Source organism: Flavobacteriales bacterium, assembly GCA_021739695.1.
Lineage (GTDB): Bacteria > Bacteroidota > Bacteroidia > UBA10329 > UBA10329 > UBA10329.
The window spans coordinates 37,534-63,985 of sequence record JAIPBM010000005.1 but is presented as its reverse complement, the minus strand read 5'-3'; the positions used below and the strand labels follow the sequence as shown (position 1 = coordinate 63,985).

The window sequence follows — 26,452 nt, the reverse complement described above, 5'->3', positions numbered from 1 at the left end:
ATAAATGTTTCTGTCGATTAAAATAGCCCGTTGGTCGATAAATTAAGCGGACTTCCGTTGATCGTCTTCTAGCAGCTGTTTTTGATACAGCGAGAAATAAGCTCCTTGCTTTTGTAGCAACTGTTGGTGGCTGCCACGTTCGATGATCTTTCCCTTATCGAGTACAATGATCTGATCGGCATGTTTTACAGACGAAACGCGATGGCTGACGATGACCGTGGTTTTGCCTTGCATCAGGTCTTTGAGGTGCGAGAGTATCTTCTCTTCGGTTTCGGTATCAACGGCAGAAAGGCAATCGTCAAAAATGAGGATCTGCGGATCGCGGATGATGGCGCGCGCAATGGAAATGCGCTGTTTCTGCCCGCCCGAAAGGGTGATACCCCGTTCGCCAACACGTGTATCGAAGCCCTGCGGAAATTCGATGATGTTGCTGTAAATGTCTGATTGTGTTGCTGCGCGATGCACGGATTCTATGCCTAGTTCATCCAGATCTACCCCAAAAGCAATGTTGTTGGCAATGGAATCCGAAAACAGGAATACATCTTGAGGAACATACCCGATGCTAGAACGAACAGACGAAAGGTTGAGTTCGTTGATGGGTCTTCCATCCATCAATACCTGACCTTCTGTGGTGTCGTAGGTTCGGGCAATAAGCGATGCGATGGTAGATTTTCCGCTGCCGGTCCTTCCCAAAATGGCAAGGCTTTCTCCCTGTTTCACTTCAAAACTCACATCATCCAAGGCTAGCGTACCGCTATCGGGATAAATGAATCTGACATGGTCGAAGGTGATGTTGCCGTTAATGACAGAAGGAGTGTCGAGTTTGCTGGTGATCTTTGGATCGGTATTCAGAAATTCGTTGATACGCATTTGCGAAGCAGCAGCGCGCTGAACAATGCTCGTTATCCAGCCAATGGCGGCCACGGGCCAAGTCAGCATGTTGATGTAAATGATGAATTCGGCAATGTTCCCTGTGGTGATGTCTCCGGCCATTGCCTGTTTTCCACCCACATAAACCGTTAGAATGGTGCTTAGTCCGATAAGGATAAGCATGGTTGGAAAGAACAGGGCATTGATGCGCACCAGTTCTAGCGATGTGTCTTTGTATTTCTCTGTTTCGGCATCGAATGTCTGCGCCCATTGCTCTTCTTTGGCATAGGCCTTCAATACACGGATTCCCGAAAAACCTTCCTGCACAAATGTGCTCATGGCACTCAGCTGCTTTTGCACTTTCACGCTACGGATGTTGATCATTCGGCTCACATGGTAAATGGTGAACGAAAGAATAGGCAGCGGAATAAGCACATAGGCAGTAAGCGTTGGGCTCACCTTTATCATATTATAAATGACCAGCGCAAACAAGACGATAAGGTTGACGGCATAAAGCACCGCAGGCCCCAGATACATACGCACCTGACTTACATCTTCGGTAATGCGGGCCATCAGATCGCCCGTATTGTTGCGTTTAAAGAACGAGAGCGAAAGCTGCTGGTAGTGGTTGTAGATCTCGTTTTTCAGATCGTACTCTATCAGGCGGCTCATGATCACGATGGTCTGCCGCATCAGAAACATGAAAATCCCTTTCAGGATGGCAGTGATCACGATAACAGCACCAAAAAAGAACCAGATACCGATGAATGATTCTCCGGCAATACTGGAAAAAGGCGAGCCCTTGAACTGCGGGGCAATAAGGCTCATCTCCTGTAGAAGATCAAACGTGATGCGCACAACCTTGGGAGGAACGACCGCATAGACGTTGCTGATGGTAACGAAGATCATCCCGAGGAAGAACCGCGTTTTGTAGCGCCAGAAATACTTATTCAAATGTGCAAGCGACCGCATTCCTCAGCTCCGAAATCCCCCGAAAAGATTGTGAAAAATAAACATACTTTTGCCCAAAGTTAGGAATGTTTGACCGCTTCAATGTTCGAACTTCAATGTTTTGACAAAGCGGTAATGGAAGGATAACAGGAGGTTGGATAAAAGGTTCTTTGGGTTATGTTGAGCAGAAGGCATTTAAGGGTAAAAGTAATGCAGGCATTGTTTGCCTTTCAGGGTTCGGATGCTGAGTTGGCCGTGGGCGAGAAATTGCTCAATCAGAGCCTGCTGCGCATTTACGACCTGTATGTTTATCAGCTTTCGTTGCTGGTAGAGGTACATTCATTTGCCGAAAGGCAGATAGAAGAGGGCAAAACCAAGCGGATGCCTACCGAAAGCGACCTCAATCCGAATCTTCGTTTCGTTGAAAACCGTGTGCTGGTTCAGCTAGAGAACAATCCGCAGCTACAAAAGAACATTTCTGCCCGCAAGATCTATTGGGGCGATCAAATTGAGCTCATCCGAAGAATATTCACCGCTTTCAAAGAATCGGAAGAATATCAGGCATTCATGAATGGTGATGAGCCGACCTACAAGGAACAACGCAGGTTGGTCTACAAGCTTTACGAAGATTTCCTATTGCCGAATGAGCACCTTCTATCCCTTTTTGAAGATAAGAGCATTCTGTGGATGAACGATTTTGAACAGGTGAGCGATATGGTGCTTCGCACACTGTCCGATTTTAAAAAGGATGTTGACTTTGGCGGTGTGTTGCCTTCCATCTATAAGGATGAGGAGGAAGACAGAAAATTCGCCATCGACCTTTTCAGAAAAACCGCCACACACAGCAATGAGTACCAGAATATGGTGGAAGAGAAGTTGGTGAATTGGGATCTTGACCGAATTGCATCAACCGATATTCTACTGATGAAAATGGCCGTAAGCGAGTTTCTCAATATCAGTTCTGTACCTACAAAGGTTACCATGAACGAGTATTTGGAGATAGCCAAAGAATACAGCACACCTAAGAGCCATGTGTTCATCAATGGTATTCTGGATAAGATTCTGACCGACCTGAAGGACAACGGAAAGATCAAGAAGATCGGAAAAGGACTTATTGGTGGATAGTGTTCTGTGGATGATTAAATTTGCCTGCCCATTCAAGAAAACCTTATATAAAACATCATACTAAAATGAAAAAAGTAGCATTCGTATTCGCATTGGTAACAGCTCTTTATGCTTGCGGAGACAAAGCAAAAACAGCTGAAGAAGGAAGCTTGGACACCGAAGTGGTGAACAACCCTGCAACTGCCGAAGAAGGAGACGTTACGGTAGATCCGTCACAGGCACCGGTTTTCACATTCGAGAAGGAAGTGCACGATTTTGGAAAAATTGTTCAAGGAGAAAAAGTGGCCTATTCTTTCAAGTTCAAAAACACAGGAAAAGGCGACCTTATCATCACTTCTGCCAATGGAAGCTGTGGTTGCACCATTCCGTCATATCCAGATGCGCCAATCGCTCCAGGAGCTGAAGGTGTTATAGATGTGGTTTTCAACAGCGATGGTAAATCAGGTCAGCAAAACAAAAAGGTAACGATTGTTGCCAATACAATCCCAAACACAAAGGTTCTAGCCATCAATGGAATGGTAGAAGTTCCTGTGGCAGAATAAAAAGAAGCAAATGCAAGAATTACTAGGCGAGGGTGGCTCAACCATCCTCATGTTCGGACTTATGTTCGTGGTGTTTTACCTGTTCATGATCCGTCCGCAAATGAAAAAGGCCAAGGAAGAGAAGAACTTCCGTGCAGAGCTTAAGAAAGGAGATAAGATCGTGACGATCGGTGGAATTCATGGCAAGATCGCTGAAGTGAAAGAAACCACGCTTCTCATTGAAGTTGGCGAAGGAATCAAGTTGAAAATTGAGAAAACAGCCGTTTCTAAAGACAACTCGGTAGGTCTTCAACAGAACAATTGATCTTTTTCTAATTTGGCCGCATGTCCAATTCCATCGCGGCCAAATTCATTCAATTCATAGAACCACGTCTCAATAGACGTTCGGTGGCCTTTGTGGCCTGTTTGCTGTTATCCGGACTTTTCTGGCTACTCACCTCTCTTTCAAGGGAATATGTGGATGAGATTGAGCTGCCTATTGTTTACAATGATCTTCCTGAGGACCTGATCGTGGTAAACGAACCTGTCTCACATGCCACTGCCGAAGTGCGCGGTTTCGGGTTCGATCTGCTCTGGCATTTGTTCAATGTGCAACAAGTGGCCATTCCAATAAGTATCGATCCATCCAATCTTCCGAGTTTGAAAAGAGATGGCGAAGAATGGCATTACGTGCTTACCGATATGAAGAATGAAAGCATGGCGGGCATGAAAGGGCAGCAGATGGAGATTCTCGGAATATCGCCCGATACGATTTTCATTAAGGTGAAACCAAAATACCTCAAACTGGTTCCGATAAGGCTCAATGCCGAGATTTCCTTCTCCAAACAGTTCGGCATGACCACCCACCCTGTTCTCGTTCCAGACTCAATCCTTCTTATTGGACCAAAAGATGCCATCGACACAATATCGTTCGTTCGAACGCAAGCACAAAGCTGGATCGGCTTGAATGAAAGTGTCACGGCCGATGTTCAGCTGATTGGATTTCAAGACATGCCGTACTTACACATGGACAGGACGAGTACTCGCGTGGAACTGAATGTGGTAGAATTTACCGAGGGCACGGTTACCATTCCGTTGACAATAAATGCCGATGATCCAAGTTCGGTGAAAGTGTTTCCGAACGAAGTTGACATCAAATACCTTGTTCCGCTGTCTGATTACGATAGCGTTTTTCCAGCGCTGTTTCAAGCATCGGTCATATTGGATGATGAGGTTAGGAATTTGAGCCAACTGGTGGTGAACATCGACCGCTATCCAGAATTTGTGAAGCAGGTACGCGTAACTCCAGCGCAGGTGGAATTTATTGTTCAAGAATGAGGATCGTAGGGATAACAGGAGGAATAGGAAGCGGGAAGACCACGGCCTGCAAGATCTTTCAGGAGTTGGGCGTTCCTGTTTATTATGCCGATTCGCGGGCAAAGGAACTGATGACCTATAATGAGTCGTTGAAGAACAAGATACTGCAATCGTTTGGTGCGGCAGCTTACAGCAATGGAATGCTTAATCGGACATACTTGGCGCAGCAGGTTTTCAATTCCAAAGAGAAACTATCCATTCTCAATGGCTTGGTACATCCAGCCGTTGCCCTCGATTTTGAAGAATGGTTGGAAGAACATCAAAGCGCGGCATACGTGCTTAAAGAAGCGGCCATACTTTTCGAAAGTGGAGCTTACCAAGATGTGGATATCACCGTTTTAGTGATTGCGCCAGAAGACCTACGAATTGAACGTGTCATGAAAAGAGATGGCTCAACCAAGGAAGACGTTATGAAACGCATGAACAATCAGTGGACACAGGAACGAAAAGTGAAGTTGGCCGATCATATCATCAACAATGATGGAGTGCATTTGATGATTCCTCAAGTTTTATCCCTTCATCAGAAGTTTAGCAGCAAATGAAAATTCTAACGGCAAAGCAGATTCGCGCGCTCGATAAATTCACCATTGAGAACGAACCGATTGATGCGATCGATCTAATGGAGCGAGCAGCTAAGGCCTGCCTCGAATACATGCCTATGACTGATGCGTCAGATGAAGACCACATTCTATTTGTTTGCGGCAAGGGTAATAATGGTGGCGATGGTTTGGCAATGGCCCGATTGGAAGCCAAAAATTCGCGGTCGCGTGTAAAAGTGGTTGTGTTGGAATACACAGAACATGGTAGCCCGAATTTCTCACAGAACCTCTATTGGCTGAAGGAAGAAGGTGACGTGGAGGAGGTTATTCACGTTCGGGATATAGAGGATTTTCCTGAAATTCAGGAGAACACAGTGGTTGTAGATGCCATCATGGGAACGGGGCTTTCGCGACCATTGGATGGTCTATTGGCAGATGCGGTACATCATTTAAATGCGCGGGCCAAATTTGTTCTCAGTGTAGATATTCCAAGCGGGCTGTTTGCAGAAGATAATACGGGCAATGCGATGGAAAACGTGGTTCAAGCCGATTGGACAGTTACGTTTCATTGTCCGAAAATGAGTTTTCTCAATCCACTTACTGGCAATTACGTTGGCGAGCTGTTTACTGCAGATATAGGCTTGATGGCTGATGCCATGAAGGTTGAAAGTCCGTATCAGTACGTAGATCTGGCGTACGTGAATCAATTCGTCAAGAAACGTCCGAAGTTTTCGCACAAAGGAAATTATGGGCACGCCTTGCTCTTGGCCGGCTCCAAAGGAAAAATGGGAGCAGCAGAGTTAGCTGCTTTGGCATGTTTGAAAAGCGGTGCTGGATTGGTTACGGCCCACGTTCCGGCCTGCGGACTCGACATCATGCAAACAGCAGTTGCAGAGGTCATGTGTTCGGTAGATTCGAATGCAGATTTTCTCATCGATCTACCTAAGCTGAATGGCTTTAATGCCATCGGAATCGGGCCGGGAATCGGAACGGAGAAAGACACGGCCAATGTGCTAAAGCGCCTGATTCAGGACGCATCGGCTCATTTGGTGGTTGATGCGGACGGGCTCAATATCTTGGCAGAGAACAAAACGTGGTACTCGTTCCTTCCAAAAGGAACCATACTGACGCCACATCCTAAAGAATTTGAGCGATTGGTTGGAAAGTGGTCTTCGTTTGAAGAGCGTATGCAATTACAGATCGATTTCTCTAAGAAGTATAGCGTAACCGTGGTACTGAAAGGCGCTTATACCTGTATTACTACACCTGCAGGCGAAGTGTTTTTCAACTCTACGGGCAATCCTGGAATGGCTACTGCAGGTAGTGGCGATGTGCTAACTGGTATGATCCTCGGATTGTTGGCGCAAGGATATTCTCCTGAACAGTCGGCTATTTTAGGCACCTTTTTGCATGGAAGTGCTGGAGATCATGCGGCTGATTTTTTGACAGAGAACGCAGTTTTGGCCAGAGACATCATTTCCACCTTTGGGGCCGTTTTTCATCTGGTATTTGGGAAATACAGCTTCCGAAGACGGATGTATTGATTCTCCCTTGCAGACGTAGAAAATTACCTGATCACCAGTTTCTCATTGAAGAGCTCATCTTTGGTAGAGCCAATAACGATATACATTCCCGGAGCTAGATTCTGATATGGGTCGATGGCAGTGATTGGTCCGGAGCCAGCGTTCAGTATTACTTTGGAATAAGACTGTTTACCGAGCATATCATACACGATAACCAGAATCTCGTTGGTCGAGATGTCGCCAATGTCAATCTTCACAGGATCAGAAGCATATGCAGGATTAGGGTAGAGGCCCGATGTTATACGAACAGGCGCTCCATCAGAAAATCCTTCTTCAATGGCAGTTGCAATACTGTAATTAACCGAGTATCCGAGTTTTTCCATCACACGAACTTCATGCTCGTGCAGCAATTTGAAACTTACACCTTTCGATAGCGATGGATGCATGACGTAACCACCAGTTTCAGAACGTCCATTGTCAAAGTGATCTAGACTGGAAGGATTGAATGGACTTGGCGCAAAAACAGGAGCAAATTGTCCTGGGTCCAGCTCAAACCAAACCTGATTGTTCGTTAGTGTGCCACCTTCAGGAATAGACACATCCGTGCTCGATCCTGAACCTGTTTTCTGAAACAGCGCATCTTTATTGTAATCGTTCAAGAATTCATCGAATGAGGTGTAAACCAATGGCGATGCAGCAGATTCTCCCGAAGCCGTGGAATAGCTCGTAAAACCTAAAACATGTAGAATTTCATGGATCACAATGGTGTGGAAATCAAATTGCTGGCTTCCAGGTTCCGAGTCTGCATCATAATTGTAATCGAAATTCGGATGAAAATTGAATTGCAGGTATGCGTCAGGATATGCATCATACGGATCGGAACCAGTAACGATATGCGATTTGGTGAACGGTGAATTGAATCCTTTGGAGCCAAAATAATAGGATGCGGAGAATGCAAAAGGATTAGAATTAGGATTTCCGGAGAATGATTCTCTGATCTCCATATCAACTTCTCCAAAATCTTCAATGACAGCTGAATAATAGGCAAAGGCGGTTTCCAAAGCAGCTCTGCGTTGCGCACCGAGTACAGGGTCATCAAATCCGAATCCTGTACTTTTTACAATATCCACATAAGTAAGGTTAAACGTTGGGCCAAAATCTGACGCCCGCCCGTTGTCGGTACCTTCCATTCGTTTTACTGTTTTTGCCCAGGTATTACCTGAACGTTGCTCAGCTGTCATCCTGAAAACCGGATGTGCTTGAATTGGGCTTCCATCAATGTCAACAGGAACATCAACGCCATTAACTGACTTGATGAAAATCGCGCCATCGGTCGGATGCAGATCATCAAACATCATTTCTTGAGCTACCGCTGTGGTAGTCCAAAAAGTGACGAAATAGATGATGACTGAAATCCGAAGCATGAGCTTGATCATTATAATAATTGTACTTGCAATGGACTGTTTAAGATACAGTTTTTAGACTGGAAACAGAACCAATAGCATGAACGAAGAAAAGCTGCGGATGAATCGGTGAACGACCTACATCAGGTCATCGACCGGGCCTTTGCCTTCGCGAATCACTTCCACTTCGCCATCAGCACAATTCAAAACGGTAGAACCTTGAAATCCTCCATAGCCGCCATCAATCACAATATCCACCAGATCGGCATACTTCTCATAGATCAATGATGGATCTGTAATGTATTCCACGAGGTCATTTTCATCGTGAACGGAGGCGGTCATGATCGGATTTCCCAATTCGGCCACAATGGCCAACGGAATGCTGTTGTCGGGAATACGTATTCCAACCGTTCGCTTCTTGCTCTGAAACAGTTTAGGAACCTTATTGGTGGCATTGAGAATGAAAGTATACGGCCCTGGAAGCAAATGCTTCATGAGCTTGAAGGTCGAATTGTCGATCTGCGAACAGAAATCTGTAATGTGACTTAGGTCTGAACAGATAAAGGAAAACTGCGCTTTATCTGGCTTTATGTTCCTGATCTGGCAGATTCGCTCAACTGCTTTCCGGTTGTTTATGTCGCAACCTATTCCATAAACCGTATCGGTCGGGTAAATGATCACTCCGCCCTGACGAAGACAATCCACCACTTCGCGAATGGCTTTTGGATTCGGATTTTCAGGATAAATGCGGAGTAACATGATTACTTGTTTGCTGCAAAATCGGCCAAGAATTTGGCAAGACCAATATCAGTAAGTGGATGATTGAGAAGACCCAAGATGGCGCTCAATGGGCAAGTTGCCACATCTGATCCAGCTTCGGCACACTTTACAATATGCATTGTGTGTCGGATGCTAGCAGCAAGAATCTGCGTATCGAACATGTAGTTGTCATAGATCAACCTGATCTGCTCAATAAGTTCCATTCCGTCTTGGCTGTTGTCATCCAATCGTCCAAGAAATGGTGAAACATACGTGGCACCTGCTTTGGCAGCAAGCAATGCTTGTCCGGCACTGAAAACCAATGTGCAGTTGGTGCGAATTCCTTTGTCGCTGAAATATTTAATGGCTTTGATTCCGTCTTTGATCATCGGCACTTTTACCACAATCTGTGGATGTAGTTTTGCCAATGCCTCGCCCTCTTTTATCATACCTGCAAAGTCTGTCGCAATTACTTCAGCGCTTACATCTCCATCCACAATATTGCAGATATCGATGTAATGTTGTCTTACGCGCTCCTCACCATGAATTCCTTCCTTGGCCATCAAAGATGGATTGGTGGTTACGCCATCAAGAACGCCAAGGTCCTGTGCTTCTTTAATTTGGTCGAGGTTTGCGGTGTCGATAAAGAATTTCATGATATAAAGGTTTGCTGCAAAGTTGGTCAGCAAGCACGGGGAAGACAAGCCAAGGCCCGAAAAGAAATGAACACGTTTTAAAATTCTTGAATTGTCAGTTTCGTGTTCAGTCTAAAGCTTCACGAAACTAAAAGGCACAAAAAAGGGGTAAGCGATCTATGTCGCACCGCTACAACTACCTACCCTTGCTACATTCCTGCCCTGGGGGATTCAGTAGGAGCTGGTCGCACAGGACTTACCCCAGCGCAAAGGTAGAAACGTTATTTTCTGTGGCAACCTTAAAATACACCTGCCAACAATTGTTGATCTGGACATGCAACAGCATCCATTCCATTATATTTGCCACAATCGGACATCTGAAATCGTCAAGCAATGAAGCATTATATGAATTGGGGCGCCATCCTTGGACTCTCGTTAGTCGTATTCTCAATCATTCTTTATCTGTTTGGTAAAGGTGAATCAGGTCTGACGAGTGTTTCTCACCTGATCATTATCGGAGTACTGGCATTGGCAATATTCAAGGTGAAAGAAATGAATGGCGGTTTTCTCAGTTTTGGCGAAGGGCTCGGTACAGGCGCTTGGATTTCGCTGTTCGGGGCAGTCATAGTGGCGTTCTACACGTTTGTTCAGCTCAGTTTCATAGATCCAGATCAGATTTCAAGATTATTGCTGAAAATTGAAGATCAACTTTATGAGTCACAGATTGACGATAGCCAGATTGAGACGGTTATGGAGATGTACGGAAAGATATTCAAGCCAGGTCTGATGGCATTCTTCGCGTTTCTTGGTACTGGACTCGAAGGTTTTATCGTCTCTCTTATCGCAAGTGCTGTTTTGAAGAAAGAAGACACATCGTTCGAATCTAATTTTAAGTAGAAGAGTGCTCATTTCCATTGTCATCCCGCTTTACAACGAGCATGAATCGTTGCCCGAACTTACCCGTTGGATAGACGAGGTGATGAAAAAGAACAGCTTTGATTATGAAGTTGTTTATGTCGATGATGGAAGTACGGATGGATCTTGGAAGGTGATTCTTGATCTTAAAAAGAAATATCCGCAGATTCGTGCACTTCGGTTTCGTAGAAACTATGGTAAGTCCGCTGGCTTGAACCGAGGTTTTGATGCTGCGAATGGCGATATCGTCATTACCATGGATGCCGATCTGCAGGACAGCCCTGAGGAAATTCCTGAACTGGTTAGAATGATAACCGAAGATGGTTTCGATCTTGTTTCAGGTTGGAAAAAGAAGCGTTTTGATCCGCTTACAAAGACAATTCCAACCAAACTGTACAATTGGGCAGCACGGAGAATGTCTGGTATAATGCTTCATGATTTCAATTGTGGCTTAAAGGCCTATCGACAAGACGTGGTTAAAAGCGTGGAGGTCTATGGCGAAATGCATCGTTACATTCCGGTAATTGCCAAATGGGCCGGATTTGATAAGATAGGGGAGAAGGTCGTTCAGCATCAGGAACGGAAATTCGGAGTTACCAAGTTTGGTCTCGAGCGATTTATCAATGGTCCATTGGATCTTTTGGTCATCACATTCATGAGCCGATTCGGTACACGGCCAATGCATTTTTTCGGTGTTTTCGGAACGTTTGTGTTTATTCTTGGTGGAGCTGTGAGTACCTGGCTGATTTTGGAAAAAGTGATTGCCATTGCCAATCAGTCCAAGGTCAGAGAAGTAACCGATCAGCCATTGTTCTATTTGGCCATTTTGGCCATGATCATCGGCACACAATTGTTCACTGCTGGCTTCTTGGCAGAAATGATCTCTCGGTCATCCCACGATCGCAACAATTATCATATTTCCGAAACAATCGATTGAAATTGGGCGCAACCCGAAAATGTGTCATTATTGGACCTGCATTTCCATTGCGTGGTGGTATAGCTCAGCTCAACGAATCGTTGTCCGAGGAATTCACGAAACAAGGAATTGAGAACACCATTTTCTCGTTCTATCTCCAATACCCAGATTTTCTCTTTCCAGGAACAACACAAACAGAAGCATCGGATAGGAAAGGACCAGCGGGAGTTGCAATTCGATCCACAGTAAGTTCCATTAATCCGTATAGTTGGTGGAGCACTGCACAGCAAATTGCCAAGCTACAGCCAGATTTTGTGGTGGTTCGATATTGGTTGCCTTTCATGGCGCCAGCGCTTGGCACTATTTGTAAATGGCTGAAACAGAGATTGAATATTCCTGTACTTGCAATCCTCGATAATGTAATTCCACACGAACATAGAATTGGAGATGAACGTTTGACGCACTATTTTTTGCGTCACTGCGATTCGTTTGTTGCCATGTCTTCGAGTGTCATTGAAGAGTTAAAGCAGTTTGATGCTGTCAAACCTCGAAAGTTGCTTTACCATCCAGTTTACGACCATTTTGGCGAACCTGTAGGGAAATCAATTGCCCGAAAACACCTCAGCATTCCAGAAAATGCGCGTGTCATTCTCTTTTTTGGCATTATCCGCAAGTACAAGGGACTGAATCTGCTTTTAAAGGCGGTATCAAAGATGAAAGACAGGACCAACGTCAAGTTGGTGATTGCTGGCGAATTTTATGAAGACCGAGCCATTTACACGCGTCTAATAGACAAGTATAAACTGACGAATAACGTCATAGTAAATGCTGGTTTTGTAGATAAGTATAAGGTGAAGTATTATTTCTGTGCAGCAGATATAGTAGCACAGCCATACTTAAGTGCAACGCAAAGTGGAGTAACACAAATAGCTTATCATTTTGAAGTTCCAATGTTGGTGACCAACGTTGGAGGTCTTCCAGAAATGGTTCCAAATGGGAAGGTTGGTTACGTGACTGAAGTGAACGTTCATTCAGTTGCCCAGGCGCTTGATGAATTTTTCTCTGAAGACCGTTCAGCGGAATTTTGCCACAATATCATTGAAGAAAAAAAACGTTTTCAGTGGGATTACTTTGCAAAAGAGATTGAAGAACTCGCGATGGCCAAGTCTTAACTCAATACACGCTTTGGCTGTGTTCAGAAAGCGGTTCCAAGTCCCAATTCAGGCACGTAAATAACTATATTTGCCGCCTCTAAAAAAGAAGTGCCATCAAAACAGCCACATTGAAACAGATAGCAATGGTTGACCTACAAACGCAATATGAGCGTTTGAAGACCGAAATTGACCAAGCAGTGCTGAACGTGATGGCAAGCACCAGATTCATTGGTGGTCCCGAAGTGGATGGTTTTAAGAACGAATTAGCTGCATATCTGGGTGTGAAGCACGTAATTCCGTGCGCTAACGGAACGGATGCATTGCAAATAGCCATGATGGCCCTCGATCTGAAACCGGGCGATGAAGTGATCGTTCCAACGTTCACTTATGTAGCCACGGCAGAAGTCATTGCATTATTAGGTCTAACGCCCGTGATGGTTGATGTGGATGCAGATACATTCACATTAGACCTTGATCAAGTGGAAGCTGCAATCGGTCCGAATACAAAAGCAATCGTTCCTGTTCATCTGTATGGCCAATGTGCTGATATGGAAGGCTTGATGAAACTTGCCAATGCACATGGAATCCATGTTATTGAGGATAATGCACAGGCAATTGGTTCTGATTATCATTTTTCTGATGGACGTGTAGCCAAATCTGGAACGATAGGAACATTTGGTTGTACATCGTTCTTTCCATCCAAAAACTTGGGATGTTACGGTGACGGAGGTGCCATTTGCACCAACGATGATGATCTGGCGGCCAAAGCCAATATGATCGCTTCGCACGGACAAAGTCGTTTGTATGTACATGATGTGGTTGGGGTGAACTCAAGATTGGACGCCATTCAAGCAGCAATCCTTAGAATAAAGTTGCGTCAACTTGATGATTTTATAAAAAGAAGAACTGCTGTGGCTGATGCTTATGATGTGGCTTTCGCTAATTCGGAACACATCAAAACGCCTGTTCGCCATGTGCGTTCGCAACATGTTTTTCATCAATACACCATTGTTTTAACGGGTATTGATCGAAATGCCATGAAGGAATTTCTCCAAGAAAATGACATTCCTTCCATGATTTATTACCCAATTCCATTGCACAAGCAGAAGGCATTTGCCGCAAGCGATTCAGACCGCAGTTTTACAGTGACAGAACAGTTGTGCGATGGAGTTCTTTCGCTTCCGATACATACGGAGATGGAGAGAGAACAACAGATTCACATCATTGAAAAAGTACTTGAATTCGTAAATAGAAATAAATGAACATTGCAGTTGTAGGAACAGGATATGTTGGCCTTGTAACAGGAACGTGTCTTGCTGAAACCGGAAATCACGTTATCTGCGTTGATATCGATGAAAAGAAAGTGAACAAAATGAGAAACGGTGAAGTGCCGATCTATGAGCCTCATTTGGATGTTCTTTTTGAAAGAAATATCAAACAAGGTCGCCTAAGATTTACAACTGATCTTGGGGAAGCTGTAGGGCCTGCTCAGATTGTATTCTTGGCCTTACCTACACCTCCAGGAGAAGATGGGTCGGCCGACCTTTCGTACGTCTTAGGTGTTGCCGACAATCTTGGCAAGATCATGAAAAACTACAAAGTACTGGTAGATAAAAGCACTGTGCCAGTTGGAACAGCGGATAAAGTAACCGCTGCCGTTGCTAAGCACGCTACAGTTGAATTTGACGTGGTTTCCAATCCTGAATTTTTGCGAGAAGGTTTTGCGGTTGATGATTTCTTGAAGCCTGACAGAGTTGTTGTCGGAACTTCTTCAGACCGTGCTCAGAAGATCATGGAGGAACTTTACAAGCCGTACGTTCGCCAAGGAAATCCGATCATCTTTATGGATGAGAAATCTGCTGAGCTAACGAAATATGCAGCAAATGCATTTTTGGCTACCAAGATCACTTTCATGAACGAAGTGGCAAACCTTTGCGAATTATTGGATGCTGATGTTGATAAGGTGAGAATCGGTATTGGAACAGATACTCGAATCGGAAAACGATTCCTTTTCCCTGGAATCGGGTACGGAGGAAGCTGCTTCCCTAAAGATGTGCAAGCATTGGCAAGATCAGCTTCTGAAGTGAACTATGATTTTGCTCTGTTGACATCTGTAATGCGTGTAAACGAAGAACAGAAAACGGTTATCGTACCTAAGATCAAGGATTTCTTTGGAGGTGATCTAAAAGGAAAGCACTTCGCCATGTGGGGATTGGCCTTCAAACCAGATACGGATGATATCCGTGAAGCACCTGCGTTGTATGTAATTGACAAACTTTTGGAAGCAGGTGCAACAATTACCGCCTACGATCCAGAAGCAATGGAAAACGTCAAAGAACGATTGGGCAATAAGATTTCATTTGCTGATGACCAATATGCAGCGCTAGACAAAGCCGATGCTCTCATCATCGCTACGGAATGGTCCGTTTTCCGTTCGCCAGATTTTGACGTGGTCGCAGATAAATTGAATGAGAAGGTCATTTTTGATGGCAGAAACCTGTACGACCTTCCGCAAATGAAAGAACTCGGATTCTATTATAACAGTATTGGTCGAAAGACCATAATTCCAAACGGATGAAGCGAGTATTGATAACTGGTGCAGCTGGATTTCTAGGCTCGCATCTTTGCGATAGATTCCTGAAAGAAGGTTGCCATGTTATTGCTATGGACAACCTGATTACTGGTAATCTCAAGAACATTGAGCATCTGTTCAAACTCAAGGAGTTCGAATTCTATCATCATGATGTAAGCACATACATCCACATTCCTGGCGAATTGGATTACATCATGCATTTTGCATCGCCTGCAAGTCCCATCGATTACCTGAAGATTCCTATTCAAACCCTAAAAGTGGGTTCGCTAGGAACGCATAATTGTTTAGGCCTTGCGAAAGCCAAAGGCGCGCGAATGCTGATTGCATCTACCTCCGAGGTTTATGGTGATCCAACAGTTCACCCTCAAACAGAAGAATATTGGGGAAATGTGAATCCGATCGGTCCACGCGGAGTGTACGATGAAGCAAAACGTTTTCAAGAGGCCATTACCATGGCATATCATCGGTATCACGGAGTAGAAACGCGCATTGTGCGTATTTTCAATACTTACGGGCCCCGTATGCGACTGAACGATGGTCGTGTGCTTCCAGCCTTCATCGGTCAGGCATTGAGAGGTGAAGACCTCACCGTATTCGGAGACGGAAGTCAAACAAGAAGTTTCTGTTACGTTGATGATCTTGTTGAAGGCATCTATCGATTGCTTCTTTCAGATTATGCGGAGCCTGTGAACATTGGAAATCCCGATGAGATCACTATTTCTCAATTTGCTGAAGAGATCATTAAATTGACAGGAACTGATCAGAAGGTGATCTATAAACCACTACCAGTAGACGACCCAATGCAACGTCAGCCTAATATTGATAAAGCACGTTCAATTTTGAATTGGGAACCTAAAGTGAATCGTGCCGAAGGCTTGAAAATAACTTACGATTATTTCAAAAGTCTTCCAGATGATGAACTCTATAAAAAAGAGCACAATACGTTCGAGGGTTACATCCGCAAGTAATGGGATATTTTGCGCATGAGACAGCAGTTATTGATAACGACTGCATTATTGGTGACGGAACCAAAATCTGGCACTTTTCTCATGTGATGAGTCATTCTGAACTTGGAGAAAACTGTAATCTAGGTCAGAACGTGGTCATCTCGCCCGGAGTTAAACTTGGGAATAATGTGAAGGTTCAGAACAACGTTTCCATCTACACAGGCGTTACCTGCGAAGATGATGTGTTCCTAGGTCCGTCAATGGTTTTTACCAACGTCACTAATCCGAGGAGCGCAGTAAATAGGCGTGGTCAATACGAAAAAACACTGGTAGGCAAAGGCGCGACAATTGGAGCCAACGCAACCATTGTTTGTGGTCACAACATTGGCACTTTTGCATTTATTGGTGCAGGTTCTGTGGTAACTAAAGATGTTCCTTCCTACGCGCTTCTTGTCGGAAATCCCGCCCGCCACATTGGCTGGATGAGCGAATTCGGTCATCGTTTGGAGTTCGATAAAGAAGGTTTTGCTGTTTGCCCAGAATCGGGAGAAAAATATCAATTGAACGAAGGTTCAGTAACTAAGGTCGGTTGAAGGATTCGAAGAAAATAACGTTTGCTGTAGTTGGTTGCGGCCACATTGGAAAACGCCATGCGGAAATGGTGGTGCGCAATGAGGAAGCTGAATTGATCGGACTTTGCGATATTAAGCCACGGTCCGAACTTGGAATAGAAGCCTACGATGTTCCATTTTTCAATGATCTGAATGAAATGCTGGCGCTCAAGCCAGATGTGCTTTGCGTCTGCACGCCAAATGGCCTGCATGCTCAAAATAGTCTTTCAGGATTGCATGCTGGAACACATGTCCTGTGCGAAAAACCGATGGCATTGACCAACGCAGATTGCGAAAAAGTGATCCATTCGGCTTTGAACGCATCCAAACAAGTATTCTGCGTGATGCAGAATCGATATTCTCCACCTTCTGTCTGGATCAAGGATGTGATCGAACGGAAGTTGATGGGTGACATTTACATGGTACAGGTCAATTGCTTTTGGAATCGAGATGAGCGCTATTATAAGCCTGGAAATTGGAAAGGCGATCAGCAATTGGATGGCGGAACACTGTTCACGCAGTTCTCTCATTTTGTGGATATTCTTTATTGGTTATTTGGCGATATCAAGGATATTAAAGCTGATTTCCGCGATTTCAATCATGCTGAGTTGACCGATTTCGAAGACTCGGGTATGGTTCACTTCAAACTGGCCGATGGAGGAATGGGAAGTCTCAATTATTCTACTTCCGTTTGGAATTCGAATATGGAAAGCAGTCTAACTGTAGTTGGAGAAAAGGGAAGTGTGAAGATCGGAGGACAATACATGAATCAGGTAGAGCACTGCAATATTGAAGGCTATGAAATGCCACAGTTGGAAGAGGCAGGACCTGCTAACGACTATGGAGCGTATAAAGGATCAGCGGCAAATCATCACTTCGTTATTGAAAATGTGATCGATACGCTGAAAGGAAGAAAAACGATAGCCACCAACGCCATGGAAGGAATGAAGGTGGTTGAAATTATTGAGCGGATCTACAGTTTACGAGACCCGAAATTTTTGAAAAACTGACATGAAAAACATCTACGAGAAACTTGTCGATAAGGAAGCCAAATTGGCGGTTATTGGCCTTGGCTACGTTGGACTTCCAATCGCATTGGAATTTGCCAGAAAGATCAAAGTTGTAGGATTCGACATCAATGCCGAAAGGGTAGAATTGATGAAGAAGAACATCGACCCGAGTGAAGAGTTGGAAGCTTCAGATTTTGATGGCTGCGATATTCTTTTCACAGCAAATGTGGAAGACCTGAAGGACGTTCAGTTTTACATTGTGGCCGTTCCAACACCTATCGATGAGCACAATCTTCCGGATTTACGTCCTGTTTTAGGAGCATCCAAAACTGTTGGAAGTGTATTGTCTGATGGCGATTACGTGGTTTTCGAATCAACCGTTTACCCAGGTTGTACGGAGGAAGATTGCATTCCCGTATTGGAGGAAATGTCAGGCCTTACCTTCAACAAAGATTTTAAAGTTGGTTACTCACCAGAGCGAATCAATCCAGGCGATAAGGAACACACACTTTCCAAGATCATCAAAGTGGTTTCTGGTTGCGATGAAGAATCGTTGGACGTAGTGGCAAAAACCTACGAACTTGTTGTGGATGCTGGCGTGCACCGCGCTCCTTCTATTAAAGTTGCGGAGGCTGCCAAAATCATTGAGAATACTCAGCGAGACGTAAATATTGCGTTGATGAATGAGCTTTCCATGATATTCAACCGCGTTGGAATCAACACATTTGATGTGTTGGAAGCTGCTGGAACCAAGTGGAATTTCCTCAAGTTCTTCCCTGGTTTGGTTGGTGGACATTGTATCGGAGTTGATCCGTACTACCTTACTTACAAGGCGCGCGAACTCGGATATCATTCAAAAGTGATTACGTCAGGAAGATCCATTAACGATGAAGTTGGCGCTTACATAGCTCGCGAAACCGTGAAGAAGATCATCGCCAACGGAAAGGACATCAGCAAAGCCAAGGTGCTCATCATGGGAGCAACGTTCAAAGAGAACGTCTCAGACATTAGAAACTCTAAGGTGGTTGATGTGATCAAAGAGCTGGAATCATTTGGTGTTCGGATTGACGTTATCGATCCGCACGCATCATCCAAAGAATTGAAACATGAATATGGCTTTGAGTTGGCTACCAAAGTTGGAAACAACTACGATGCGGTTGTTGTAGCTGTTAATCATCGTCAATACCTTGATAAAGATGAAAGCTATTTCGAAGCACTTTCGTCCAACAACGGAATTGTGGTGGATGTGAAAGGCGTTTACAAGGGCAAGATCAATAATCTCGAATACTGGAGTCTATAAATGGTTGTAGTAACAGGCGGAACAGGATATATCGGTTCACACACAGTTGTTGAACTTCTTCAAAATGGCTTCGATGTAGCTATTCTTGATGACCTTTCTAATTCGCACATAACCGTGCTTGATGCGATTGAAGAAATTGCTGGCAAACGCCCAGAATTTCACCAAGTGGATTTGGCTGATGAAAAAGCCACAGCCGATATTTTTCAAAAACTCGGAAGTCGTGCCGAGTCAGTAATTCATTTTGCTGCGAAAAAGGCGGTCGGAGAATCGGTTCAAAATCCGCTCCTCTACTATCGGAATAATCTCTACAGCTTGATCAATGTCATGGCAGAGATGAAGAAACATCAGATCAAGAATCTGGTATTTTCTTCAAGCTGCACAGTTTATGGCCAACCGGATGTTTGTCCTGTAACTGAAGAAACGCCTCGGAAAGAAGCCGAATCGCCTTACGGCAATACAAAAAGTATGGCCGAGGATGTCATTCGAGATGTGACCAAAGTGGAGGGCTTCAAAAGCATATCATTGAGATATTTCAATCCAATTGGAGCACATTCATCAGCTAGAATTGGTGAATTGCCTGTCGGAATTCCAAATAACTTGGTTCCGTACGTAACGCAAACTGCCGCTGGTATTAGAGAATTTCTTACCGTTTTTGGGGATGATTATCCAACGGAAGATGGTACCTGCATCAGAGATTATATTCACGTGGTTGACTTGGCTAAGGCGCATGTTCAGGCCGTGAAGCGAATTGAGGCTGGCGAAATGGATTCAGCCTACGAAGTGTTCAACATCGGAACAGGAAAAGGAAGCAGCGTTCTGGATGTGATCAAAACCTTTGAGGCAGCGACCGGTGTTTCGGTCAATTACAAAGTTGGTCCTCGCAGAGGCGGAGATATCACTGCCGTTTTCGCAGATACCACAAAAGCCAACGAGCAATTGAATTGGAAAGCCGAACTTGGTCTAGAAGAAGCCCTGCGCTCTTCATGGAATTGGGAGCAGAACTATAGAAAACGAAACGCATGAAAGCAATTATCATTACCGGAGGAGCTGGATTTATCGGTTCCCATGTCGTCAGAAGATTTGTGAGGAATTATCCGAATTACAGAATTGTGAATCTGGATGCATTGACCTATGCTGGAAATCTTGAGAATCTGAAAGATGTCGAGAACGCGGAAAATTACGTGTTCGAGCATGCAGATATCACGGATGAAGCTCAGATGGATGCTGTTTTTGCCAAGTATCAGCCAGATGGCGTGATTCATTTGGCGGCAGAATCTCACGTTGACCGTTCAATTTCTGGCCCAATGGCATTTGTAAAAACGAATATTATTGGAACAGTAAACCTTCTTAATGCAGCCCGAAAAAGTTGGGATGGCAATTGGGAAGGAAAGCGTTTCTATCACGTTTCTACCGATGAGGTCTATGGGTCGCTTGGCGAAGAAGGTTTCTTTTACGAGAATACTGCTTATGACCCGCGAAGTCCTTATTCTGCTTCAAAAGCAAGTTCAGATCATTTGGTCCGCGCGTATTTTCATACCTACGGATTGCCTGTTGTCATTTCCAATTGTTCCAACAATTATGGGCCGAATCACTTCCCTGAGAAATTGATTCCGCTTGCCATTCACCGAATTCAGAACAACGAAGAAATTCCAGTTTACGGTAAAGGTGAGAACGTTCGCGATTGGCTGTTCGTTGAGGATCATGCTTCTGCCATCGATGTGGTTTTCCACAAAGGCGGATTGGGAGAAACCTACAACATTGGCGGAAACAACGAATGGACAAACATCGATCTTATTCGTTTGCTATGCAAGATCATGGATGAGAAGTTGGGAAGAGAGGCCGGAACTTCAGAGAAACTCATCACGTTTGTAAAAGACCGTGCTGGCCATGATCTTCGTTATGCTATTGATTCAACCAAACTCAAAACTGAGCTTGGTTGGGAACCAAGTCTTACCTTTGAAGAAGGGTTGCCAAAAACGGTAGATTGGTATTTGGCCAACTCCGAATGGTTGAACCGAGTCACATCAGGCGCATACCAGAATTATTTCAAGCAACAATACCAAGAGCGATAATGTATTCTAAGCCATTTCACACCAATGATATCGGGAGTTCAACATTTCTGATAACTGGTGGTGCTGGTTTTATCGGCTCCAATATTGTCACATATCTGATGAAATATGGTGCTGGTCAGGTGCGGGTACTGGACAACCTTTCTGAAGGAAAATTGGAAAACATTCAACCGTTTTTGAATGAACCGAATTTTGAGTTTATAAACGGAGATATTACCGATTCGGAAACATGTAGAAAAGCCTGTGAAGGCGTGGATTACATCACCCATCAAGCCGCGTTAGGTTCTGTCCCAAGGTCGCTTGAAACACCATTATTGACCAACGCAGCCAACGTTACAGGTTTTCTGAATATGCTTACCGCAGCAAAAGACGCTAAGGTCAAGAGGTTCGTGTATGCCAGTTCGTCATCTGTATATGGCGATAGTTTGAAATTGCCAAAAGTGGAAGAACACATTGGTGATCCGCTTTCTCCTTATGCAGCTTCTAAGTTTGTGAATGAAGTTTATGCTGGAGTGTACGCGCTGAACTACGGAATAGAAGTGGTCGGTTTGCGATACTTCAACATCTTTGGGCCAAATCAAAAACCGGATGGACCGTATGCTGCAGTGATTCCATTGTTCATGGATGCGCTTCTAAAAGGAGTATCTCCATTCGTAAATGGTGATGGCGAACAATCCCGCGATTTCACCTTTGTTGAGAATGCCGTGCAGGCCAACATTCGTTCTATGTTCTCGCAGGTTTCCGGAGCCACAGGTCAAGTTTACAACATTGCCTTTGGTGAACGTACTACCATCAACCAACTATTTTTTAACCTGAAAGAACTTCTGGGTTCTGAAGTGAATCCGACCTATCGTGACCCAAGGAAAGGAGATGTGCAAGATTCGCTTGCAGATATTTCTAAGGCAAAAGCGTACCTAGGATACAACCCTCAGTTCAGCATCAAAGATGGATTGGAGGTAACCTTAAAATGGTTCTCGGAACACTACGGAGCCAAGGCTCATTGATTGAAGAACAATTCGTTTGCCCGTTGGGCAATGCATCTTCCGTGATATTCTGAATTGTCAAGTGTTGTTCTCAGGTTCGTACCTGCGTACAGTCGGCTGTAAACGGCTTCTTCTCCCATCGCTGTAAAAGAAGAATACATACGTTCGTTAAGATTCAGGATACTGTGTGTGTCATCAGTAAACTCAATGTCGCCATAGCGATTGATGAACACTTGCGTTGCTGCGTACGCCATGGTCGATCTAAGAGAAGGATATTCAGGAGTGGCAGGGTTGAGAACAAATGATTCCCAATTGGCATCTGATGTTTCCTGAACAACAGTTAACGGACGAGGTCGGAAATAGGTGTATTTCAATTTATAGGTAGAGATATACGTATCGGCCATGGCGATGCTCAAATGTGCAAAAGCCGTAACCGTTTCTTTTCCATTCAGAAGATTCTGTCTGATCAATTCGCCAAGAATAGAAACGTAGTGACCAGGTACGGTGTAGGTTCCAGGACCATCACTCCAAAACAAGGCGATGTCTTGCTGTTCTTGATTCAGATTTTCATTGAGTTGAACTACTTCTTCAAGGTCAACGGCATAAACACCATCATTAGAAACTGCAATTGGCAATCCAGGATGGCAAAGCGTTATCAATTCATCTGGGTTGAATGTAAAGGCACGCAAATTTCCCCAACAAGGCAATTCTGGGTTGCTGAAACTGCTTGGGGTTGGTTGCCAATTTCCGCTGCCAGTTGGTACGGAAACAGTACAGTTGACAACATCGGAATAACCATCAGAATCGCTCCAGGTGTTTATTGAACCACCCATCAAGGCACCAAGTGCTCGTGATCGATCAATGACCGGGTCACTTACCCCAATGGCAGCATAATCGCGCTCGTGTGAACCATAGGTTGAAGAAATGACGAGTTTGATATTCTGTGGTGCATCAGCAAACATGTGTAGCAGCACCGTATTCATTGCAGATTCCGCGATAACTCCGTAATTGTAATTCAGATCTGGGCTTGGCGATGGCAATTCGTCCAATCCGTCCAGCTGACCAACCAATGATTTCATGTCGTCCGCACTTAGCGCATAGCCTTCGTAATAAGCAATACTGGCGTAAGCCAGAATTCTTGACGCTTCTGCGCCAGTGGTATTTGTTGCTCTTAGAATGGCTTTAAGTTGCTCCATCCATTCGGCCAATTGGCTTGGGGAAGTAACTTCCTCAACGCCATCCACTTTTGGCGGTCTGTCGTCTTCGCAACCCGTTTGTGTGATCAGTAAACCTACAGCTACAAGTGTGATGAATAGAATTCGTTTGGCCGTCATTTTCTAAAATTTGAAGCTTGAAATTACCTATTTATCCTTCTGAGGATGTTGGAATCTGACGATTCACTTTTTTGATCAATCCAGAAAGCACTCGTCCAGGACCGATTTCTGTAAACGAAGTGGCACCATCGCGCAGCATTTGATTGATGGTCTGAGTCCATTTTACAGGTGCTGTGAGTTGCGAGATCAGATTCGATTTGATGATATCCGGATTGGAAACCACTTGAGCCGTCACGTTTTGGTAGATGGGGCAAATTGGTTTGCTGACCAAGGTATTTCGAATTGCTTCCTCCAATTCCAGCTTTGCGGGTTCCATTAATGGACTGTGAAATGCTCCGCCTACATTCAATTTAATGGCTCTAAGCGCACCTGCTTCGGTAAGTTTTTCGCAAGCGAGGTCTACACCTTTGTTTGTGCCAGAAATAACGATCTGACCAGGGCAATTGTAATTGGCTGGAACAACAATTTCGCTGATGGATGCACAAATGGAAGCTACTTTTTCATCTTCCATTCCTAAAATAGCAGCCATCGTTGAAGGATTTTCTTCGCAGGCCTTTTGCATTGCTTGAGCCCGTTTTGAAACCAGTTTCAAACCGTCCTCAAACGTCAAAGCTTTATTGGCCACCAATGCCGAAAATTCGCCTAGCGAATGACCAGCTACCATGTCTGGTTGGAAATCGGGTAAGGTCAAAGCACGGATCACCGAATGAAGGAAAATGGCAGGCTGCGTTACGCTAGTCTGCTTCAGGTCTTCTTCAACGCCATTGAACATGATTTCGGTGATGCTGAAACCGAGAATCTTGTCCGCTTTGTCGAAGTAGGATTTGGCTTCGGCAGAACTTTCATAAAGTTCCTTGCCCATGCCAGGAAACTGCGAGCCTTGGCCCGGAAAAACGTATGCTTTCATGTAATGTTATGAATTCAATCTCCGTAGTATTCTACGTAATTGTTCTCCGTTTCAATCAGTTTGATGTAATGCAGGATTGCACCTTCTTCCTTGATCAAAGGAGCTAAAATGTTCCAAAACTCCATGGCGAGGATTTCAGTTGATGGGAATTTTCCCTTCATGAAATCGACATCTAAGTTTAGGTTCTTGTGATCGACCTTTTCAATCACTTCATCTTTGATGATACGGCTCAGATCTTTAAGGTTCATCACAAATCCAGTGTCTGGATGTACTTCACCTTTAACCGTTACAATGAGGTCAAAGTTGTGTCCATGCCAATTGGCATTTGCGCACTTTCCAAAAACTTCGTCATTCTTTTCTACGCTCCAATGCTCGTTGTAAAGTTTGTGCGCTGCGTTGAATCGCTCTCTTCGTGTTATGTAGATCATTCTGCCCTCAAAAACGGAGCGCAAATATAGGATGATTTGAAGGAGTGTTAGGACGTTTTTCTTCTTTAAACATTGGTTCTTATCCTCGTTTTTCACGAACCTAATTTCAGATCAGAGAATCCGCGAGCTATATGCTGAATTCAAATCCAGGTAATTGTTTGAAAACAATCCTGATCAGCTCAAAACACTCTTGCTGTTTTTGTGTTACATGGCAAACCAAATTCAGATGAAACTACTGCTCAGCTATTTTCTCACCACCCTCGTTTTCTTTGCCATTGACATTACTTGGATAGGGTTTGTGGCCAAAAAATTCTACTGGGCCGAACTCGGAAGCCTTCTAAAGGAAGATGTGAATTGGGCAGCAGCGCTCATTTTCTATCTGCTCTACATCGCTGGAATTTTCATTTTCTCCATTCTTCCAGCAGTTGAAAATGATTCTGTTAAGCACGCGATCTTCTATGGCGCACTGTTCGGATTCTTCTGTTACGCTACCTACGACCTGACCAATTTGGCAACTTTGAAAGGTTTTCCGCTTAAAGTGGCATTGGTGGATATGACTTGGGGCGCGGTACTTACAGGAAGCGTTAGCACAGCTGGTTTTTACATCACCCGTTGGATTCATTGAAATTGCTTTAACTTCTCGTTTGTGGCAACTATCTTGTTGCCCAAATGCTGCAACTCTCACAACGATTTCCACAAAAGCGTGCGTTCATAACTGGTGCTGCTTCTGGCCTTGGTCTCGCACTTTGCAAAGAATTGGCCGCTGATGGCTGGGTCATTGGAATGAGCGACATCAACGCCATTTCCCTCAAAAAGCAAAGCGATCACATCGCGCAGCTTGGCGCAAAAACGTTTACCTACGGTTTGGATGTGTCGGATAAAGACGCCTACAAGCAAGTGGTCGAAATGTTCCTTTCGGATGTGGGCGGAATTGACCTGCTCGTCAATAATGCAGGTGTGGGCGATGGTGGATACGTGGAAGAATACGGATTAGACAATTGGGATTGGCTGCTGAGCATTAACCTGCATGGCGTTATCTACGGAAATGCACTTTTCATCCCTCAGTTCAAAAAGCAGAAAAGTGGCGCCATCATCAATATTGCAAGTGCGGCTGCTTTTACGAGCCTTCCGAGAATGGCTGCTTACAATGTGAGCAAGGCTGGTGTTCGGGCATTATCCGAAACAATGGATGCAGAACTCAATCATCACGGAATTCAAGTTTCGTGCGTGATGCCCACTTTTTTCAAGACCAGTGTGATGCAGCACGCCCGCGGCAATAAGGATGAAATTGAGATGTCGAAGATGATCTTTGCCACATCAGATCTAACGCCTGAACGTGTTGCGAAATACGTGCTTAAGAAAGTCGGCAAAAAGCGATTTCACATCGTTCTTCCAGCTGATGCGAAGTTCATGTTCTTCATGAAAGGATTTCTTCCGAGTGTGTTGTTGCGTCTCTTCCGTTTAGGAGAAAAGAATAAGGAAGCCGTGAGGAAACGCTTAACGGAACGCTACGCCAAAGCGGATGCCAATGGCAAGGTCGACCACGATTACTTGAACGAAGTGTTTCGGAAATAGAAGCCCC

Annotated in this window: 26 protein-coding genes, 1 other RNA gene and 1 pseudogene; 20 read left to right on the top strand and 8 right to left on the bottom strand. The window is 44.5% G+C overall.

Going from position 1 to position 26,452, the window contains the following annotated elements; all coding sequences use genetic code 11:
• Positions 1-42 precede the first annotated feature (42 nt).
• Positions 43-1,842: an ABC transporter ATP-binding protein/permease gene (locus tag K9J17_04290; protein MCF8275932.1), complete on the bottom strand. Its 1,800-nt coding sequence runs from the start codon at positions 1,840-1,842 to the stop codon at positions 43-45.
• Positions 1,843-2,031: 189 nt separating this feature from the next.
• Between K9J17_04290 and nusB the strand changes: the two genes are divergently transcribed.
• The 6 genes from nusB to K9J17_04260 all read left to right on the top strand — a co-directional run bounded on the left by nusB (position 2,032) and on the right by K9J17_04260 (position 6,927).
• Positions 2,032-2,946 (top strand): transcription antitermination factor NusB, encoded by a 915-nt coding sequence (gene nusB / locus K9J17_04285; protein MCF8275931.1) that lies wholly within the window; start codon positions 2,032-2,034, stop codon positions 2,944-2,946.
• 65 nt (positions 2,947-3,011) lie between these two features.
• On the top strand, positions 3,012-3,488 hold the full coding sequence (locus K9J17_04280; protein ID MCF8275930.1) for a DUF1573 domain-containing protein: 477 nt from the start codon (positions 3,012-3,014) through the stop codon (positions 3,486-3,488).
• 10 nt (positions 3,489-3,498) lie between these two features.
• Positions 3,499-3,792: a preprotein translocase subunit YajC gene (gene yajC, locus K9J17_04275; protein ID MCF8275929.1), complete on the top strand. Its 294-nt coding sequence runs from the start codon at positions 3,499-3,501 to the stop codon at positions 3,790-3,792.
• Between the two features lie 20 nt (positions 3,793-3,812).
• Positions 3,813-4,805: a hypothetical protein gene (locus K9J17_04270; protein MCF8275928.1), complete on the top strand. Its 993-nt coding sequence runs from the start codon at positions 3,813-3,815 to the stop codon at positions 4,803-4,805.
• Entirely contained in the window at positions 4,802-5,386 is a 585-nt protein-coding gene (coaE, locus tag K9J17_04265; protein MCF8275927.1) for a dephospho-CoA kinase, read from the top strand. The genes K9J17_04270 and coaE overlap by 4 nt, the downstream gene beginning before the upstream one ends.
• Positions 5,383-6,927 (top strand): NAD(P)H-hydrate dehydratase, encoded by a 1,545-nt coding sequence (locus K9J17_04260; protein ID MCF8275926.1) that lies wholly within the window; start codon positions 5,383-5,385, stop codon positions 6,925-6,927. The genes coaE and K9J17_04260 overlap by 4 nt, the downstream gene beginning before the upstream one ends.
• Before the next feature lie 23 nt (positions 6,928-6,950).
• Here the strand turns inward: K9J17_04260 and K9J17_04255 are convergent, their stop codons facing one another.
• The 4 genes from K9J17_04255 to ffs form a co-directional block, all read right to left on the bottom strand.
• A complete protein-coding gene (locus K9J17_04255) occupies positions 6,951-8,342 on the bottom strand; it encodes a T9SS type A sorting domain-containing protein (protein MCF8275925.1) in 1,392 nt (463 codons plus the stop codon).
• Positions 8,343-8,447: 105 nt separating this feature from the next.
• Complete coding sequence (locus tag K9J17_04250; GenBank protein MCF8275924.1) at positions 8,448-9,068, bottom strand: threonylcarbamoyl-AMP synthase; 621 nt, start codon at positions 9,066-9,068, stop codon at positions 8,448-8,450.
• Between the two features lie 2 nt (positions 9,069-9,070).
• The gene (gene fsa / locus K9J17_04245) at positions 9,071-9,724 is read right to left on the bottom strand and encodes a fructose-6-phosphate aldolase (GenBank protein MCF8275923.1); all 654 of its coding nucleotides are present in this window, start codon (positions 9,722-9,724) and stop codon (positions 9,071-9,073) included.
• Between the two features lie 142 nt (positions 9,725-9,866).
• Positions 9,867-9,965, bottom strand: an RNA gene (gene ffs / locus K9J17_04240) — signal recognition particle sRNA small type.
• Positions 9,966-10,096: 131 nt separating this feature from the next.
• Between ffs and K9J17_04235 the strand changes: the two genes are divergently transcribed.
• The 12 genes and pseudogenes from K9J17_04235 (at position 10,097) to K9J17_04180 (ending at position 22,222) form a co-directional block, all read left to right on the top strand.
• Positions 10,097-10,600: a DUF4199 domain-containing protein gene (locus K9J17_04235; protein MCF8275922.1), complete on the top strand. Its 504-nt coding sequence runs from the start codon at positions 10,097-10,099 to the stop codon at positions 10,598-10,600.
• A 4-nt stretch (positions 10,601-10,604) separates the two neighbouring features.
• On the top strand, positions 10,605-11,555 hold the full coding sequence (locus K9J17_04230; GenBank protein MCF8275921.1) for a glycosyltransferase family 2 protein: 951 nt from the start codon (positions 10,605-10,607) through the stop codon (positions 11,553-11,555).
• A 2-nt stretch (positions 11,556-11,557) separates the two neighbouring features.
• Positions 11,558-12,706: a glycosyltransferase gene (locus K9J17_04225; GenBank protein MCF8275920.1), complete on the top strand. Its 1,149-nt coding sequence runs from the start codon at positions 11,558-11,560 to the stop codon at positions 12,704-12,706.
• Between the two features lie 110 nt (positions 12,707-12,816).
• Positions 12,817-13,950, top strand: a complete 1,134-nt coding sequence (locus K9J17_04220) for a DegT/DnrJ/EryC1/StrS family aminotransferase (GenBank protein ID MCF8275919.1) — start codon at positions 12,817-12,819, stop codon at positions 13,948-13,950.
• Positions 13,947-15,266, top strand: a complete 1,320-nt coding sequence (locus K9J17_04215) for a UDP-glucose/GDP-mannose dehydrogenase family protein (GenBank protein ID MCF8275918.1) — start codon at positions 13,947-13,949, stop codon at positions 15,264-15,266. The genes K9J17_04220 and K9J17_04215 overlap by 4 nt, the downstream gene beginning before the upstream one ends.
• Positions 15,263-16,249, top strand: coding sequence for an SDR family oxidoreductase (locus K9J17_04210; protein ID MCF8275917.1), 987 nt, complete (start codon positions 15,263-15,265; stop codon positions 16,247-16,249). Before K9J17_04215 ends, K9J17_04210 begins: the two co-directional genes overlap by 4 nt.
• Positions 16,249-16,821 carry an acetyltransferase gene (locus K9J17_04205; GenBank protein MCF8275916.1) on the top strand — a complete coding sequence of 191 codons (573 nt, stop codon included), beginning with the start codon at positions 16,249-16,251 and terminating at the stop codon, positions 16,819-16,821. Before K9J17_04210 ends, K9J17_04205 begins: the two co-directional genes overlap by 1 nt.
• Before the next feature lie 5 nt (positions 16,822-16,826).
• Positions 16,827-17,849 (top strand): annotated as a pseudogene (locus tag K9J17_04200) (Gfo/Idh/MocA family oxidoreductase).
• Position 17,850: 1 nt separating this feature from the next.
• Entirely contained in the window at positions 17,851-19,149 is a 1,299-nt protein-coding gene (locus tag K9J17_04195) for a nucleotide sugar dehydrogenase (GenBank protein ID MCF8275915.1), read from the top strand.
• Positions 19,150-20,172, top strand: a complete 1,023-nt coding sequence (galE, locus tag K9J17_04190; protein ID MCF8275914.1) for a UDP-glucose 4-epimerase GalE — start codon at positions 19,150-19,152, stop codon at positions 20,170-20,172.
• Positions 20,169-21,221, top strand: a complete 1,053-nt coding sequence (gene rfbB, locus K9J17_04185; GenBank protein ID MCF8275913.1) for a dTDP-glucose 4,6-dehydratase — start codon at positions 20,169-20,171, stop codon at positions 21,219-21,221. The genes galE and rfbB overlap by 4 nt, the downstream gene beginning before the upstream one ends.
• Positions 21,221-22,222 (top strand): SDR family oxidoreductase, encoded by a 1,002-nt coding sequence (locus tag K9J17_04180; protein ID MCF8275912.1) that lies wholly within the window; start codon positions 21,221-21,223, stop codon positions 22,220-22,222. The genes rfbB and K9J17_04180 overlap by 1 nt, the downstream gene beginning before the upstream one ends.
• Here K9J17_04180 and K9J17_04175 read toward each other — a convergent pair.
• Genes K9J17_04175 through K9J17_04165 form a run of 3 tightly spaced genes read right to left on the bottom strand, consistent with a single transcriptional unit; the run spans position 22,216 to position 24,870 of the window.
• Entirely contained in the window at positions 22,216-23,535 is a 1,320-nt protein-coding gene (locus tag K9J17_04175) for a hypothetical protein (protein ID MCF8275911.1), read from the bottom strand. The two genes, K9J17_04180 and K9J17_04175, sit on opposite strands and share 7 nt — an antisense overlap.
• 31 nt (positions 23,536-23,566) lie before the next feature.
• Positions 23,567-24,442: an ACP S-malonyltransferase gene (gene fabD, locus K9J17_04170; GenBank protein MCF8275910.1), complete on the bottom strand. Its 876-nt coding sequence runs from the start codon at positions 24,440-24,442 to the stop codon at positions 23,567-23,569.
• 14 nt (positions 24,443-24,456) lie between these two features.
• Complete coding sequence (locus K9J17_04165; GenBank protein ID MCF8275909.1) at positions 24,457-24,870, bottom strand: 6-carboxytetrahydropterin synthase; 414 nt, start codon at positions 24,868-24,870, stop codon at positions 24,457-24,459.
• A gap of 226 nt (positions 24,871-25,096) precedes the next feature.
• Between K9J17_04165 and K9J17_04160 the strand changes: the two genes are divergently transcribed.
• Complete coding sequence (locus K9J17_04160) at positions 25,097-25,495, top strand: DUF2177 family protein (protein MCF8275908.1); 399 nt, start codon at positions 25,097-25,099, stop codon at positions 25,493-25,495.
• A gap of 44 nt (positions 25,496-25,539) precedes the next feature.
• A complete protein-coding gene (locus tag K9J17_04155; protein ID MCF8275907.1) occupies positions 25,540-26,445 on the top strand; it encodes an SDR family NAD(P)-dependent oxidoreductase in 906 nt (301 codons plus the stop codon).
• Positions 26,446-26,452: the final 7 nt, after the last annotated feature.